General features: G+C 48.5%; 15 protein-coding genes and 2 pseudogenes. 16 read left to right on the top strand and 1 reads right to left on the bottom strand.

What is annotated here, in order from left to right:
• The first annotated feature begins 3 nt into the window (after nucleotides 1–3).
• From gsiB to RBB45_RS16895, 8 genes and pseudogenes are all read left to right on the top strand, one after another.
• Nucleotides 4–387, top strand: coding sequence for a glucose starvation-inducible protein GsiB (gsiB, locus tag RBB45_RS16925; protein WP_306010003.1), 384 nt, complete (start codon nucleotides 4–6; stop codon nucleotides 385–387).
• Nucleotides 388–544: 157 nt separating this feature from the next.
• Nucleotides 545–985 (top strand): GNAT family N-acetyltransferase, encoded by a 441-nt coding sequence (locus RBB45_RS16920; protein ID WP_009792611.1) that lies wholly within the window; start codon nucleotides 545–547, stop codon nucleotides 983–985.
• 176 nt (nucleotides 986–1,161) lie between these two features.
• Entirely contained in the window at nucleotides 1,162–2,202 is a 1,041-nt protein-coding gene (locus tag RBB45_RS16915) for an L-threonylcarbamoyladenylate synthase (protein WP_094769145.1), read from the top strand.
• A gap of 405 nt (nucleotides 2,203–2,607) precedes the next feature.
• Nucleotides 2,608–3,165, top strand: coding sequence for a manganese efflux pump MntP (locus RBB45_RS16910; protein ID WP_022544503.1), 558 nt, complete (start codon nucleotides 2,608–2,610; stop codon nucleotides 3,163–3,165).
• A gap of 433 nt (nucleotides 3,166–3,598) precedes the next feature.
• Nucleotides 3,599–4,036 (top strand): low molecular weight protein arginine phosphatase, encoded by a 438-nt coding sequence (locus RBB45_RS16905; protein ID WP_306010002.1) that lies wholly within the window; start codon nucleotides 3,599–3,601, stop codon nucleotides 4,034–4,036.
• Nucleotides 4,037–4,052: 16 nt separating this feature from the next.
• A pseudogene (locus tag RBB45_RS26425) lies at nucleotides 4,053–4,406 on the top strand (HAMP domain-containing protein); the annotation flags it as partial.
• Nucleotides 4,398–5,345, top strand: a complete 948-nt coding sequence (locus RBB45_RS16900) for a methyl-accepting chemotaxis protein (RefSeq protein ID WP_410110759.1) — start codon at nucleotides 4,398–4,400, stop codon at nucleotides 5,343–5,345. The pseudogene RBB45_RS26425 and the gene RBB45_RS16900, both read left to right, overlap by 9 nt.
• A gap of 118 nt (nucleotides 5,346–5,463) precedes the next feature.
• On the top strand, nucleotides 5,464–6,096 hold the full coding sequence (locus tag RBB45_RS16895) for an NUDIX hydrolase (protein WP_009792617.1): 633 nt from the start codon (nucleotides 5,464–5,466) through the stop codon (nucleotides 6,094–6,096).
• A gap of 27 nt (nucleotides 6,097–6,123) precedes the next feature.
• Here RBB45_RS16895 and RBB45_RS16890 read toward each other — a convergent pair whose 3' ends face one another.
• Nucleotides 6,124–6,639, bottom strand: a complete 516-nt coding sequence (locus RBB45_RS16890) for a C40 family peptidase (RefSeq protein ID WP_009792618.1) — start codon at nucleotides 6,637–6,639, stop codon at nucleotides 6,124–6,126.
• Nucleotides 6,640–6,848: 209 nt separating this feature from the next.
• Here RBB45_RS16890 and rpiB point away from each other — a divergent pair, with 209 nt between their 5' ends.
• From rpiB to RBB45_RS16850, 8 genes and pseudogenes are all read left to right on the top strand, one after another.
• On the top strand, nucleotides 6,849–7,289 hold the full coding sequence (rpiB, locus tag RBB45_RS16885) for a ribose 5-phosphate isomerase B (RefSeq protein ID WP_094769150.1): 441 nt from the start codon (nucleotides 6,849–6,851) through the stop codon (nucleotides 7,287–7,289).
• A 20-nt stretch (nucleotides 7,290–7,309) separates the two neighbouring features.
• Nucleotides 7,310–7,873 (top strand): TIGR01440 family protein, encoded by a 564-nt coding sequence (locus tag RBB45_RS16880; RefSeq protein ID WP_009792620.1) that lies wholly within the window; start codon nucleotides 7,310–7,312, stop codon nucleotides 7,871–7,873.
• Between the two features lie 440 nt (nucleotides 7,874–8,313).
• On the top strand, nucleotides 8,314–8,859 hold the full coding sequence (locus RBB45_RS16875; RefSeq protein ID WP_306010001.1) for a sigma-70 family RNA polymerase sigma factor: 546 nt from the start codon (nucleotides 8,314–8,316) through the stop codon (nucleotides 8,857–8,859).
• Nucleotides 8,840–9,838 carry an anti-sigma factor gene (locus RBB45_RS16870; protein ID WP_009792622.1) on the top strand — a complete coding sequence of 333 codons (999 nt, stop codon included), beginning with the start codon at nucleotides 8,840–8,842 and terminating at the stop codon, nucleotides 9,836–9,838. Before RBB45_RS16875 ends, RBB45_RS16870 begins: the two co-directional genes overlap by 20 nt.
• Before the next feature lie 132 nt (nucleotides 9,839–9,970).
• Nucleotides 9,971–11,212, top strand: coding sequence for a serine hydroxymethyltransferase (locus tag RBB45_RS16865; protein ID WP_306010000.1), 1,242 nt, complete (start codon nucleotides 9,971–9,973; stop codon nucleotides 11,210–11,212).
• A gap of 163 nt (nucleotides 11,213–11,375) precedes the next feature.
• Nucleotides 11,376–12,005, top strand: coding sequence for a uracil phosphoribosyltransferase (gene upp, locus RBB45_RS16860; protein ID WP_009792624.1), 630 nt, complete (start codon nucleotides 11,376–11,378; stop codon nucleotides 12,003–12,005).
• A gap of 15 nt (nucleotides 12,006–12,020) precedes the next feature.
• Nucleotides 12,021–13,169 carry a non-hydrolyzing UDP-N-acetylglucosamine 2-epimerase gene (gene wecB, locus RBB45_RS16855; RefSeq protein WP_022544502.1) on the top strand — a complete coding sequence of 383 codons (1,149 nt, stop codon included), beginning with the start codon at nucleotides 12,021–12,023 and terminating at the stop codon, nucleotides 13,167–13,169.
• Between the two features lie 530 nt (nucleotides 13,170–13,699).
• Nucleotides 13,700–14,058 (top strand): annotated as a pseudogene (locus tag RBB45_RS16850) (group II intron reverse transcriptase/maturase); the annotation flags it as partial.

The following is a 14,058-nucleotide window of genomic DNA, read 5'->3' as shown; positions in this document are numbered from 1 at the left end:
GACATGGCAAACAACAATAACAACGATAAAATGTCCCGCGAGGAAAGAGGCCGCAAAGGCGGAGAAGCAACCAGCAATAACCATGACAAAGAATTCTATCAAGAGATCGGTAAAAAAGGCGGAGAAGCAACATCTGAAAATCATGACAAAGAATTCTATCAGGAAATCGGCCAAAAAGGCGGAGAAGCTACTGCTGAAAGCCATGACAAGGAATTCTATCAGGAAATCGGTAAAAAGGGCGGAGAAGCTACTTCTGAGAACCATGACAAGGAATTCTACCAGGAGATCGGCCAAAAAGGCGGAGAAGCAACTTCTGAAAACCATGATAAAGACTTCTACCGCGAAATTGGTGAAAAAGGCGGAAATTCAAGAAACAACAACGACTAAGTTTATAGTGTAAAGGAAGTTTAAATTGAAAGATTCCAGATAGCACGGCAGCCCGTTAACTGATGGCTGCCGTGTTTTTTTATTCTTTTTATGTTCTACTTTTTCCCGCGCCCCATAGATATATTACTAGATTACAAAATCTTAGTGGGGTGAGCGTATGGAGACAATGATCCGCTGTGCACAAAATGGAGACGAAAATAAACTGGCCGCGTTTTTGGAAAAAGCCAATCTGGGGACAGAAGGCATTTCTGATTCTATCAATTATTTCTTGCTTATGGAAGATGAAGAGGAAAATATTAAAGCGACATTAGGCATTGAGCCTCTAGGAAGTGTGGGCCTCCTCCGCTCACTGGTACTTTCGGAAAGAGCATCTGAAAAAGATCTGCTGCTGCTTGTGGAGCAGATTCTGCGGCTTGCGAGGGAAAGGGAACTCGAGTCACTATATATGGCGACAAATAAAAAAGGAGCAGCAGAGTTCTTCAAACTGCTTGGCTTTCAGGATGAAAAAAGCGAGCTTCCGGAAGAACTGTACAGTTCCGCCCATGTCCAGCATATTCTAACTGTGGATAACTTTTCATTCCTGAAGCTTTCATTATGAATTGTGGATATATCCACAAAGTTATCCACTATTATCGAAAAGTTATACACAAATTGTGGACAAAACTTGAGTTATCCTCCATCTTCTTTTATACTTTCAAAAGTGATTGTGGTTTAAAAGCTGAAACAAAGGGTATACCACACAGAATTTGAACAGTATTGAAGGTGGGCATAACAATGAAGACAGAAATTTGGTCAGTGGATAAAAATGTGGATAGTTTAAATGATTATCCACAGATTAAACAGGCAGCTGCTCTTTTAGCCCAAAATGAGACGGTTGCCTTTCCGACTGAGACTGTTTACGGACTTGGTGGAAATGCAAGAAATGACGAAGCAGTCAAGAAGATATTTGAAGCGAAGGGCAGACCTTCTGACAACCCCCTCATTATTCATATTGCGGACAGGGAGCAGCTTGAGGGGATTGTGGAAAGTGTCCCGGCTAGTGCAGATAAGCTGATGGAAGCCTTTTGGCCAGGTCCGCTGACAATTATATTCAATAAAAAAGACGGGCAGCTCTCAGAGACAGCAACGGCAGGGCTGAATACGGTCGGAATCAGGATGCCGGATCACCCGGTGGCTCTCGCCATTCTCCGTGAAAGCGGCGTTCCGGTAGCCGCTCCAAGCGCGAACAGGTCCGGGCGGCCCAGCCCGACTACTGCCGGACATGTGGAGGAAGATTTGAACGGGAGGATTGCAGGAATTGTGGATGGCGGTCCTACCGGAGTAGGTGTTGAATCCACTGTCCTGGATTGTACGGGAGGGATTCCGGTCATCCTGAGACCTGGCGGAGTGACGAAAGAGCAGCTCGAGCAGGTAGTGGGAGAGGTAGCGGCCGATCCTGCGCTTGCCGATGAGAAGGAGGCGCCGCGCTCCCCAGGCATGAAGTATCGGCATTATGCACCTGATGCTCCCTTATATATAGTAGAAGGAACAAGGGAACGGATTCAGGAATTGGTGAACGAACAGCATGCGGAAGGCCTGAAAGCCGGTGTGCTTACAACGGCCGAAAATGAAAAATTTTACGACAGCGATTTTACATTTATATGCGGCAGGAGAGCGAATCTGGAAACAGTGGCAGCCTCACTTTACGAAGCATTACGGAGCTTCAACAGCTCTGGAGTGGATGTGATCTTCAGCGAATCCTTCCCCGCAGAAGGTGTCGGTGAAGCAATTATGAACCGGCTTCTCAAAGCAGCAGGCCATCGAATCATTAAATAATTTTAGTGCCAGGCACCGTCTGTGGACATTTCAATGTGATTTGTCCGCGGGAGGTGCCTGGCATTTTTTAGGCCCGCAGGAAGCGGGTCATGAGGACGTTGCCATACGACGTGGCGTACTTAGTCCGCGTTCCTCGATAGAACAGTCGCCTCCGCTTTTCTATTGTCCAGCTCCGGCTCCTAGGTGCTCGAGTCATAAGCCAAGCAGGCCAGAAGGTTACAGAACAACCTTCCGTCCTGCTCGTCTTATGCATGAGGCGCGCAGGATGCGGGTCATGCGGACGTTGCCACAGGACGTGGCGTACTTAGTCCGCGTTCCTCGATAGAACAGTCGCCTCTACTTTTCTAATTCTATTTCCCCTTGGACGTGCATATGCTGAATTAGCAAGTCCAAGGAGGAGAATGGATGACTTCGTTTTTTGGGGAACTTATTACGTTGATGTTAATGGCGTTTGCCCTCGGGATGGATGCTTTTTCGGTCGGGCTTGGCATGGGCATGTTCGAGCTGCGCCTGAGGCAAATTTTTAAAATAGGAATAACGATCGGTCTTTTCCATGTCTTCATGCCGCTGTTAGGAATGATTGCCGGCAGGTTCCTATCGGAGCAGTTCGGCTCTATTGCGGCCTATATCGGGGGAGGGCTGCTGCTGCTGCTCGGTGCCCAGATGATTTGGTCAAGCATCAAGGATGATGATTCAAGCTTGATTACACCCGTTGGTTTCGGCCTGCTCATTTTTGCGTTGAGTGTCAGCCTGGACAGCTTTTCGGTCGGTCTCTCTCTTGGAATTTATGGAGCGAAAACAGCGCTTGTCCTGGTATGTTTCGGTGCAGCCGCGGCGATTCTGACATGGGCAGGGCTATTGGCCGGACGCAAGGTTCAGGGATGGCTTGGATCCTACAGCGAAGCACTCGGCGGAGCCATCCTCCTCGCTTTCGGCATAAAGCTGTTATGGCCATTTTTTTAATGCGGGAGGCTATTCATTCATTGCAGAAAATAAAGGCATCCTGGCGGGTGTCTTTTTATGTTGCGTTCCTTTTACTGGGCAAGCTGTCTTCTCATTTCGGTTTGTCCGACTCCAGGGGCTAGAGCCTCGAGTCATAAGTCACTTAGGAATTAAAGGCAAAGAACGCCTTTTATTCTAGCGCGTCTTATGCTTGTCGGCCCTGGGCAAGCCGTCTCCGCATTTCGGTATGTCCGGCTCCAGGGGCTAGAGCCTCGAGTCATAAGTCACTTAGGAATTAAAGGCAAAGAACGCCTTTTATTCCTAAGCGCCTTATGCTTGTCGGCTCTGAGCAAGCCCCTTCCGCACTTCGTGTGAACTTTCTATAAATTTTTCCATGCTTGTCTATTGAAACTGTGACAATTGGCTTATAATGGAGGGAAAGGGGGCTGCATCGATGAGACGCGTATTGTTTGTTTGTACTGGTAACACTTGCCGGAGCCCGATGGCAGAGGCTATTTTGAAGAGCAGGGAGCTTCCGGGGATTGAGGTGAAGTCTGCTGGTGTGTTTGCTGCCAATGGGGGACAGGCCTCCGCACATGCTAAGCAGGTTCTTGAGGAGCAGGGGATTGCCCATGTACATACCTCGAGCGCACTGACGGCAGAGCTGGTTGAGTGGGCAGATGTCATTTTGACGATGACGTCCGGGCATAAATGGAATGTGGTCAGCATGTTTGAGGGAGCAGAGGGCAAAACCTTTACACTGACAGAGTTTGCAGGGGAACAAGGCGGTGAGATCCTTGATCCATTCGGCGGAAGCCTTGAAATATACAGAGAAACCTTTAATGAACTGAAAAAGCATATTGAACAGATTATTAACAAATTAGAGAAGTAACGACCAGGGGGCAATTATGGAGAAGAAGCGCTATAAGTTCGGGTTGAGAAAAAAGCTTGTGCTGTTAACGACCATACTGGCATTCATTACCTACACCACGAGTGCGGTGTTCATTTATGGTCTTTATCCAATTGTGAAGGAGTATCTGCCGTTCGGGGAAGCGGCTTTTAACATTATCACGCTTTCTCTTGGGGCCATGTGGTCCGGTGTATTGACATTCGTTGCGGCCGGCTTTATCACGAAACCGCTGCAAAAGCTGGAGAAGACAGCTCTGAAAGCGGCAGAAGGCGATATCAGGGAAGACGCGGAGCTTTCCAAATCAGATGATGAAATCCGTTCCCTCGGAGCGGCGTTCAACCATATGCTTTCAAATCTCCGGGAAATGGTCGCGAAAATCGATGAAAATTTTCAGCATACCAATGATAAAGTAATCAGCATTTCACAGGAAGCATCAGCTGCTGCCGAGCAGGCTGCAAGCATCTCCAGGACAATCGGCGAGATTTCACTGGGTGCCGACAGCTCAGCTGTGTCGATTCAGGCGACTGCCGAGTCGGTCGAGGATGCAACAAGAATTGCTGAAGAAGTACAGCAGCAGGCGAAAACGTCCCAGCAGGTTTCCGGTGAGCTAGTCGATGATCTGAATGAATCGAAGAAAGTCATCCACTCTCTTGTAACTGGAATTACCAAGCTGGCGGAAGATAATCAGGAATCATTGCAGACCGTCAAGCGCCTCGAAGATAATGCTGCGAAGGTAGAGCAGATCATCCAGCTGGTGGGAGATATTGCAGCTCAGACCAACCTGCTGGCGCTGAACGCTTCGATTGAGGCTGCGCGTGCAGGTGAGCACGGCAAAGGCTTTGCCGTCGTGGCAGAGGAAGTCCGGAAGCTGGCTGATGAAAGCGCCAAAGCGGTCCAGGGCATTTCCGAATTGATTAAAAACATCCAGAATGAAGTCCAAAATGTTGTTAGGCAAATTACGGACCAGGTCGAAACGGCATCGGCCGAGGGGAAAAAAGGAGTCAAAACCAATCAGGTCATCGGTGAAATGACGAATACCGTCAACCAGATGGCTTCGTCTGTCACAACGATTTCGAGCCTGGTGGAGCAGCAGATGGAAGGCATCCGCCATTCTGCCACCCAGTCGCAGGAAGTGGCAGCCATCGCGGAGGAAACATCCGCCGGAGCCCAGGAGGTCGCCTCTGCAACTGAAAATCAATCAATGGTCATTTCCAATGTGGAGAAGCTTGCTTTTGAATTGAAGGATGAGGCGGAAAAGCTGAAGGAAACGATCACCAAGTTCAGGGTTTAAACAACAAGAAAGAATCTCTGCGGCACAAGCGGGGATTCTTCTTTATTTCACAGCAGGCGATTTTGCTGATGGATAAATAGGGGAATAGATATAAATATAAATGGAGGTGGATGGGTGAATGAATATAGAGGAGATTATCGCAGGATTGGGCAGCAGGACACCGGCCATCCTGGGAAGCAATAAATTCATAAACTATTCAGTTCTCGTACCGCTGATTGAAAAAGAAGACGGTGTCCATGTCCTTTTTGAGGTCCGGTCCATGGAAATGCGCAGGCAGCCGGGGGAGATTTGTTTTCCGGGGGGCAGGGTCGACAGATCGGATCCGGACGTGAAGCATACAGCAATCAGGGAAACAACCGAAGAGCTGGGAATCCCCATGGATGAAATTAGAGGGACAGTTCCCCTTGACTATATGGTATCCCCGTTTGGCATGATCATCTACCCTTTTGCAGGAATGCTGAAGCCTTCCCGGCCTTTCCAGGTGAACCCGAAAGAGGTGGGGGAAGTATTCACCGTACCGCTTTCCTATCTGCTGAAGGCAAAGCCTGAAATTTATAAAATGAATTTCAGGCTGGAACCGGAAAACGGTTTTCCTTTCGACCGGATTGCCGGCGGCGAAAACTATAATTGGCAGACAAGGTCAATGGAAGAATGCTTTTACTATTTTGAGGATAAGGTCATTTGGGGTTTGACCGCCCGGATCCTGCAGCATTTTATAGAGATTGTCAATGAACTGCCGGAACAGAAATAGGCCCTTCCTGATGGAAAGGCCGCCGGGTTACATAACCCGTTTGGCACCCAGGTATTTCTTCGCCCAATAAGAGTCTGTCAGCTTTACAACGGTGACGCCTTTTTTGACGGTAACAGCAAAGAATTGATTGTGACCGGCATAGATGCCCACGAAGGAAGCCTTTTTGCTGCTGCCGCCGGCTGTGTTAAAAAAGACAAGGTCACCCGGCTTCAGGTCTTTCTTCTGAATGGTTTTCCCTGTTTGCTGCATTGCGGCAGAAGTCCTCGGAAGCTTAACGCCTGCTTTGCCGTACACATGCTGAACAAAACCGGAGGCATCAAATCCCTTCTCTGATGTGCCGCCGTATTTGTATTTGATTTTTGCATGGGTAAGCGCATCTGCATATTCAATGACGACATTTAGTTTTTGTTCAACATTCAGTTTTGGCTGGAGCTTCCCGAAAGTATCGGTGAAAACGTCTGCTGATGCACCTGCTGAATGGAAGGACAATCCTGCCATCAGCACAGAAGCGGCAGCAAGGCCTTTGAATAGATTCTTTTTCATTTGAATTCCTTCTTTCTTTGGTTTGTCTTCATTGGTAATTGTAAATGGCAGCGGGAAAAAAATCGTTAAGCATTGTTTACAGTTTCAGTGAATAGGCGTTACCTTTCTGTAATTTTTTTAGCAGCAGAAACAGTCCGGCCAGCTTTCTATTTCAGCTTACTTGTGTCAAAATAAAGGAAGAAATCGTGTTTATTTAGGAGGTTCTTGTAATGAAGGTTGCAATTGCTTCAGATCATGGCGGAGTGAATATCCGCGAAGAAATGAAACATTTGATGGAAGAAATGGGCATTGAATATGAAGATTTCGGCTGCGAGTGCGGCGTCTCCGTTGATTATCCGGACTATGCGCTTCCTGTAGCGGAGAAGGTGGCATCAGGCGAATTTGATAAAGGAATCCTGATCTGCGGGACAGGGATTGGAATGAGCATTTCCGCCAACAAGGTGAAGGGCATCCGCTGTGCACTGGTCCATGATGTATTCAGTGCCAAAGCGACCCGCCAGCATAATGACAGCAATATCCTTGCCATGGGCGAGCGTGTGATCGGACCGGGACTTGCCCGGGAAATAGCGAAAACCTGGCTTGAAACCGAGTTTGAAGGCGGACGCCATGCGAACCGGATCGGAAAAATCAAAACCTACGAAGATCTATAAGCAACTGGAAGGGTGATACCATGTTCGAAGAGATTCAGACTGAATTGAGAGAAATCCTGGATGAGTTCGGCGGACAGGTGGCGCTTAACGAAAACAGCGTGCTTGTGGTCGGCTGCAGCACAAGTGAAGTAATCGGCAAAAGGATCGGCACATCCGGCACAGATGAAGCCGCGGCCATCCTCTTTGAAGAGCTAAAGAATTTTGCCGAACGGACAGGGGCCAGACTCGCCTTCCAGTGCTGCGAGCATCTGAACAGGGCGCTCGTTGTGGAAAGGCAGACTGCGGATCAGAAGAATCTTGAGGAAGTATCAGTCGTACCGGTGCGCCAGGCCGGAGGTGCCATGGCCTCATATGCATACAGGCAATTCAAGGACCCGGCCGTCGTCGAATTCATCAAGGCCGACGCCGGCATCGACATCGGCGACACCCTCATCGGCATGCACCTGAAGCATGTAGCAGTTCCAATCAGAACCAAACAAAAAAGCATCGGCAGCGCCCACGTCACCCTCGCCTCCACAAGACCAAAACTCATCGGCGGAAGGCGCGCCGTGTATGAGAGGCTGCCGGAGAATGAATCGTGTTAAGATGAAAGATATCTTTTTTAGAGAAAGGAGTACGGGTAAAATTACACGTACTCCTTTTTGATTTGTAGAGAGACTGCCTGGTACCGCAAACCTGCAAAAAATTATTAAAACTCTGTTGATTGGAGCGGAAGGCACGAAGACTCCTCATAAAATGCTGCGCATTTTCTTCGTGCGATGAAGTTTCGAAGGAGCGGATTCAACGTCCTGTGGGAGATAGCGGAAAAGTTGAACCCCACAGCGCGCAGCGCGGGGAGGCTCAACTCCGCCCCGCGGAAAGTAAAGTGCCTGGAACGGAAATCAACAGCTCCATAAATAAATATAAATCTATGTATTTAGCAGCCATTCCAAGGCTGTTTTTTATTTTTCCTAAAAAACCTGTAACAAATAGCAACCCCCTGCGTTATCATTATAGCCATTCAAAGAAAGGAGGGAAAAAACAGTTGGACGCCCGCAGAAAAGAAAAACTCGATGACCTATACTCACACTATGCAAAACCACTTTACTACTACCTGCTCAAGCTTTCCGGCTCAGACCATCTGGCCGAAGAACTTGTCCAGGAAACTTTCGTGCGTGCAACTGTTTCACTCTCCTTTTACCAGCAGGAGGATGTGCGGTCCTGGCTGTTCAAGGTGGCCCGGAATGCCTACTTGGACGAATGGCGAAAACGGCAGCGGCGCAAATGGGTGCCGTTTGCAGACTATCTTTTTTCAAAAGAAGAGATGCTCAGCCCATACGGCTTGCCGGAAGAAGAAGCCCTGGCTGCCGAGCTGGAGCAGGACGCCGCTGACATGCTGAGGCTGCTGCCGGAAAAATACCGGACGGTCCTCTATTTAAGAGAATATGAGCATTTCAGCTATAAGGAAATACAGGAAGCGCTTGACCTGACAGAAAGCCAGGTGAAGGTTGATCTTCATCGTGCCAGGAAAAAGCTCGCTGTAATCGCAGAAAAGAAAGGATGGAAAAAGGATGGCAGACTGGAGCCCTGATAAAGAAAAGAAAATCCTGACGAAATACCGTTTTGCCCTGACTTTCCGAGTAGTCAAAGTCCTGATTGCTGCATTATTTATCTTCTGGATATATATGCTGGCCGTCACAATCAGCTATGACAGCCTGCACCTGGATCGGAAACATATTTTTTACACCCAGCTGGCGATGGATTGGACCCAGCCGAATATCCATAAAGACTTTGGCGGATTCGCACAGTCGGAAATCACACCATTTTTCACACAGAAGATTTCTTATCCTGTAACAAGGCGAGTCGGCAAAGAAGAACAGCCAGCGGGTGAAATGCAGATCAGGAAAGGGTTATTGAACAGCTATTCGGCGCGCACGCTTTCCTATTATCAGCCAGATCAGGAAGGGGGTTTCCGTTTCTACTTTCCTGAAGACCCGAAGACAGGAGGGAAACTGGATGCCGAGGACGATAATGGCATTTGGGAGGCCTTGGATAAGGTTCATGAGGGAACGGTGGCAGAGGCAGCTTTTTCGACAGACCGGTTTATGGAGCCGGAGGAGCTCTTCGCTCTCCTTGAGCCGTATGACTTGGATGTCCTGTGGATGCCTTTGTATACAGGGGAATTAAAGACTTTTAAAGGAAACAAAGGCAGCGGCGGCAATTCCATTTCTCCGATTCCTGCCTTCGGTTTGACGGGCGGAAGGGAAATCAGCAATGACCGCATGTCAGAAAGTGAATACGAGTTTACACAGGAAATGCTCGGCAGAAATAAGGAGCTGATGCTCGGACAGATGGAGAAGCTTCTAAAAGAAGAGCGGAAAAGCTATTATGAGAGATTCCTCGGACTAGGCTATCTTGAAGAAAGGCATGCTTATCTGAAAGAAAATGGCTTTCAGGTATACGGAGCTGTTGTAACGGGGCCAGTCAAGGAGCTGCTGAAGCTGAGAGAGGTAAAAGAGCTGCGCGGCGCCCAGCTTGGCGAGATGGATTACTGGAACTGGACGGAATAATCAAAGAGCCCCGCCTGTTTTTGGCGGGGTGTTGAAGTTGGGTTCCTTTTTAAAACCAAAACATGATAGAATGTAAGAGGATTTTACAAAAAAAAGCATACATATGTAGTTTTTCAAAAAGGGAGGATTACAATGAAGCATTTAGCACAGCAGGATGAGCAGGTTTTTCAATCGATTCAGGATGAATTGAAGCGCCAGAGAACGAAGATCGAATTAATAGCTTCCGAGAATTTTGTCAGTGAAGCGGTGATGGAAGCGCAAGGGTCTGTATTGACCAATAAATACGCCGAAGGCTATCCGGGCAGACGCTATTATGGCGGCTGCGAGCATGTCGATGTGACGGAAAATCTGGCGCGCGACCGTGCGAAGCAGATTTTCGGGGCAGAGCATGCCAATGTCCAGCCTCACTCAGGCGCGCAGGCGAATATGGCTGTTTATTTCACGATCCTTGAAACAGGGGATACTGTCCTTGGCATGAACCTGTCCCATGGCGGACACCTCACCCACGGCAGCCCTGTCAACTTTTCAGGCATCCAGTACAACTTTGTTGAATACGGGGTGGATAAAGAAACGCACCGAATCAATTATGATGATGTCCTTGAAAAAGCGCGCGAGCATAAGCCGAAGCTGATTGTAGCCGGTGCAAGTGCCTATCCGCGTGAAATCGACTTCAAGCGTTTCCGGGAAATCGCCGATGAAATCGGTGCTTACCTGATGGTCGACATGGCCCATATTGCCGGCCTGGTCGCAGCGGGACTCCACCAAAATCCTGTGCCATATGCTGACTTTGTAACAACCACTACACATAAAACATTGCGCGGACCGCGCGGCGGCATGATCCTTTGCCGTGAAGAATTCGCGAAGAAGATCGATAAGTCTATCTTCCCTGGCATCCAGGGCGGCCCATTGATGCACGTGATTGCAGCCAAGGCTGTTGCATTCGGCGAAGCACTGCAGGACAGCTTCAAGGATTATGCGCAAAATATCATTAATAACGCTAAAGCTTTGGGAGAAGGACTGAAAGAGGAAGGCATCGACCTCGTTTCCGGCGGTACGGACAATCACCTTCTTCTGATCGATCTCCGCTCCCTTGGCCTGACAGGCAAAGTGGCTGAAAAGGTGCTTGATGAAATCGGCATCACTGTTAATAAAAATACGATTCCATTCGATCCGGAAAGCCCGTTTGTTACCAGCGGCATCCGCATCGGAACAGCTGCAGTCACTTCCCGCGGCTTCGGCGAGAAAGAGATGAAGGAAATCGCATCCCTGATTGCCTTCACCCTCAAGAACCATGAAGACGAAGCAAAGCTTGCAGAAGCAAGCAGCCGTGTTGAGGAACTCACAGGCAGATTCATCCTTTATAAAGAGCTTTAAAATGGAGGGCCTTCCTTTGCGGGGGGCTCTTTTTGCGGAGAGCAGCGAAGACTCATTACGAATTATTAACAATTTCTGCTCTCAGTTGCCCTTGCATTTATTTTTCTGTAAAATTAGACGAAGTGTAAACGAAACATAGCGAAGAATAAAGGAGAGATTTTCAATGGCAAAAGTATACGTCTTTGATCACCCGCTCATTCAGCACAAGCTTACATACATCAGAGAAAAAAACACTGGCACGAAAGAGTTCCGCGAACTGGTTGATGAGGTCGCAACACTTATGGCCTTTGAAATCACACGCGACATGCCTTTGGAAGAAATCGAAATTGAAACTCCTGTCAGCGTAACAAAATCAAATGTCCTTTCCGGCAAAAAGCTTGGAATCGTGCCAATCCTGCGTGCGGGAATCGGCATGGTGGACGGCATCTTGAAGCTGATCCCTGCTGCCAAGGTAGGGCATATCGGCCTTTACCGCGATCCGGAAACACTTCAGCCGGTTGAATACTATGCCAAGCTGCCAAGCGATGTAGAGGAAAGGGACTTCATCGTAGTCGATCCAATGCTTGCGACAGGCGGATCTGCCATTGAAGCGATGCATTCCTTAAAAAAACGCGGCGCAAAAAACATTAAATTCATGTGCCTGGTTGCTGCCCCTGAAGGTGTGGAAGCAGTGAAAGAAGCACATCCAGACGTAGACATCTACATTGCTGCACTTGACGAAAAGCTGAACGAAAAAGGCTATGTTGTACCAGGCCTTGGCGACGCTGGCGACCGTTTGTTTGGAACTAAATAAGAAGAGGTGTCTTACATGAATCGTCCTATTAAAGTCATGACTATTTTCGGGACAAGGCCGGAAGCCATCAAGATGGCTCCGCTCGTCCTTGAACTTCAGAAGCACCCGGAACACTTTGAATCGATCGTTACGGTTACGGCGCAGCACCGCCAAATGCTTGACCAGGTGCTGGGTATCTTCAGCATCACGCCTGATTATGACCTGAATATCATGAAAGACCGCCAGACGCTGGTCGATGTAACGACCAGAGGGCTTGAAGGCCTTGATAAGGTCATGAAGGAAGCGAAGCCTGATATCGTCCTTGTCCACGGTGATACAACTACGACTTTCATCGCAAGCCTTGCTGCTTTCTACAACCAGATCACGGTTGGCCACGTGGAAGCAGGTCTGCGTACATGGAATAAGTACTCTCCGTTCCCGGAAGAAATGAACCGCCAGCTGACAGGCGTCATGGCAGATATCCACTTCTCGCCTACAGCCATGTCTGCAGAAAACCTTCTCCGGGAAAACAAGAAAAATGAAAGCATCTTTGTGACAGGCAACACAGCCATCGATGCGCTGAAAACGACCGTCAAGGATGCCTACTCGCATGAAGTGCTTGAAAAGCTTGGCCATGACAGACTTGTCCTCCTGACGGCCCACCGCCGTGAAAACCTTGGTCAGCCGATGAGGAATATGTTCAAGGCAATCAAGCGGATCGTGGAAGAGCAGCAGGATATCCAAGTGGTATATCCTGTCCACTTGAACCCGGCTGTAAGGGAAGTGGCGGACGAAATCCTTGGAAACGACCCACGCATCCACCTGATCGAACCGCTGGATGTCATCGACTTCCATAACTTCGCCTCCAGGGCAGAGCTGATCCTTACCGATTCAGGCGGAGTCCAGGAAGAAGCTCCGTCACTCGGTGTTCCTGTGCTTGTCCTGCGTGATACAACAGAAAGGCCAGAAGGAATCGATGCCGGCACTCTCAAGCTTGCCGGTGTTGAAGAACAGCCGATCTATGAAATGGCAACAGAACTTCTCACAAACCGGGCAGCCTACGAAAAAATGGCCAAAGCCACCAACCCGTACGGAGACGGAAACGCCTCTGCCCGGATCGGAGAAGCCATCCGTTACTATTTCAAACAGACAGAAGAAAGACCGGAAGATTATAATCCGAATTAATGGGACCGGCCGCGGAAATGCGGCTGGTTTTTTTGTGTGCCGGGCATGTTCATCAACTAGGCGGTGCAAGTCCGCTATGGGCGTTGGGATATGCGAACCATTAGCTGAAGGCAAGGGTGTCCATGGCGACGTGGAATCTGAAGGAAGCCCTAGGCAAATCCTCGGTCTGAGGTACACGAATCACATTTGAGGTGGACTGTTTCAGGACGAGTTTGCAAAACAAAACAAAGTCCAAAATATCCCCGGATGGAACAGACATAAATGTGGCAGATATATGAGGAGAAAGTGGATGAACTTACCCCGGGAGGTCTCTTAGAAACCTCCGGAAGGAGAACCTGCTTAGTGATAAGCAGCTGAACTAAGAGAAGTCAGCAGAAGCCATAGTATCAACGATTTGTTGAGAAGGGCGGAACGAAAGGAGCTACCATGTTAGAGAACTTTACAAAAGAACGATGACACAGCCAACAAATCTGGTTTAAGGCAGAAAGCTCGGAAAGCTGGAAACCTTAAACTAGCGTGGAGTTACTTTTGTGCAATCTCAAGAGCATGGAAACAATATGGAATGTAACCAAACATTAATTGACCGTATCGTTGATACTGAAAACCTTGACCTTGCTTTTAAAAAGGTTAAACGAAACAAAGGAGCAGCAGGTGTCGATGAGAAAGATATAGAAGCTACTCGCCTATATTTGAGGGAAAATGGACAAGAGATTATTCAACTGATACGAGAAGGAAAATACAAACCTCAGCCAGTTAGAAGGGTTGAGATACCAAAAGCTAATGGTGGAAAACGACAACTTGGGATTCCTACTGTGACGGACCGAGTGATTCAGCAAGCCATGGTTCAAAGGTTAACACCTATATTTGAAAGGCAGTTCAGCCACTTTAG

This window comes from Bacillus sp. MMSF_3328 (assembly GCF_030733525.1).
Classification (GTDB): domain Bacteria; phylum Bacillota; class Bacilli; order Bacillales; family Cytobacillaceae; genus Bacillus_AB; species Bacillus_AB infantis.
This window is presented reverse-complemented; position numbering and strand designations above follow the sequence as displayed.